1 protein-coding gene is annotated in these 1,674 nt (G+C 65.2%); it reads left to right on the plus strand.

Features of this window, described 5'->3' with window-relative positions:
• Positions 1 to 1,674: condensation domain-containing protein (locus tag KRR26_RS36455; RefSeq protein WP_236069662.1), on the plus strand; the 1,674-nt coding region annotated here is incomplete at both ends.

Raw genomic sequence — 1,674 nt, forward strand, 5'->3', positions numbered from 1 at the left:
CGAAGGTGGGGCTGCGCGACGACTTCTTCGCGCTGGGAGGCCACTCGCTCCTGGCGACGCAGCTGGTGTCACGCATCCGCGAGTCGCTCGCGATCGAACTCCCGCTGCGCGCCATCTTCGAGGCCCCTACCGTGGAGGCCTTGGCGGAGCGGTTGCGCCGAGGTGCGCCAGGGAAGACGAAGCAACCCGAACTCAAACGAGTGGAGCGGACAGGAGCGCTGCCGCTGTCCTTCGCGCAGCAGCGGTTGTGGTTCTTGGATCAGTTGGAGCCGGGGAGCGCGTTCTACAACGTGCCGGTGGCGGTGCGACTGAGTGGAGCGCTGGATGTTGATGCGTTGGAGCGCAGCTTCGAGGCGCTCGTGCAGCGGCACGAAGTGCTGCGCACTACGTTTGGAACCCACGACGGCGAGCCAGTTCAGCTCATCGCCTCAGCGGTTCGTATCCCGTGGGAGCGCGTTGACCTGAGCGATGTTGCTGCCTCCGAACGCGACGCGGCGATGCGGAGTTGGGTCGCCCGCAGTGCACGGTGTTCGTTCAGCCTTCAGTCCGGGCCGCTCCTCCGTGCGACCTTGTTGAGGCTGTCGGATCGGGAGCACGTGCTGGTGCTCGTCATGCATCACATCGTGTCTGACGGCTGGTCGATGGAGATTCTCGTCCGAGAACTCACGGCCTTCTATGACGCCTTCACGCGAAAGAGCGGAGCCTCGCTGCCCGAGTTGCCCGTGCAGTACGGGGACTACTCGGTCTGGCAGCGCGAATGGCTGACGGGCGGTGTCCTGGGGGCTCAACTGACGTACTGGCGAGCGCAACTGCAAGGCTCCTCACGCGCCCTGGAACTGCCGACGGATCGTCCGCGTCCATCGACGCAATCCTTCCGTGGGTCGATTCGCGCGGTTTCCTGGCCGCTGACGCTGTGGAGCGAGCTCTCCGGGCTTGCTCAGCGCGAAGGCGCGACACCGTTCATGGTGTTGCTGGCGGCATTCCAAGCCGTGTTGTCGCGCTACACGGGGCAGAGTGACGTGAGCGTGGGCTCGCCCATCGCGGGGCGGACTCGGACCGAGTTGGAAGGCTTGATTGGCTTCTTCGTGAACACGCTGGTGCTGCGTGCGCGACTGAGTCGGGACATGACGTTCCGAGAGCTGTTGGCACAAGTGCGAGAGGTGACGCTCGGGGCCTACGCGCATCAGGACGTGCCGTTCGAGAAGTTGGTGGAGGAACTCCAGCCTGAGCGAGACCTGAGTCGCAGCCCGCTGTTCCAGGTGTCGCTCACGCTCCAGAACACACCGGTGTCCGAGATCCATCTGCCCGGACTCTCTTTGACGGGGGTGGAGGCCGAGGAGCACACGTCGAAGTTCGATCTCTCCCTGATCGTGGAGCCGAATCCGACCGGAGCGACCGCCGCGATCAATTTCAACAGTGACTTGTTCGACGCGGAGACGGCGGAGGGGTTGCTGGGGCACCTGCGAGTGCTGGTGGAAGCGGCGGTGGCGCGCCCTGAAGAGAAGGTGAGGGAATTGCCGTTGATGGGGGAGGAGGAGCGGCGGCGTGTGGTGGAGGAGTGGAGCGGGAAGAGAGTGGAGTACCCGGGAGAGGTGAGCCTGGGGCGGCAGTTCGAAGAGGTGGCGGCGAGAAGGCCCGATGCGGTGGCGGTGGCGTGCGGGGGAGAAGAGCTGA

The sequence above is a fragment of the Citreicoccus inhibens genome, from assembly GCF_019039035.1.
Taxonomy (GTDB): domain Bacteria; phylum Myxococcota; class Myxococcia; order Myxococcales; family Myxococcaceae; genus Citreicoccus; species Citreicoccus inhibens.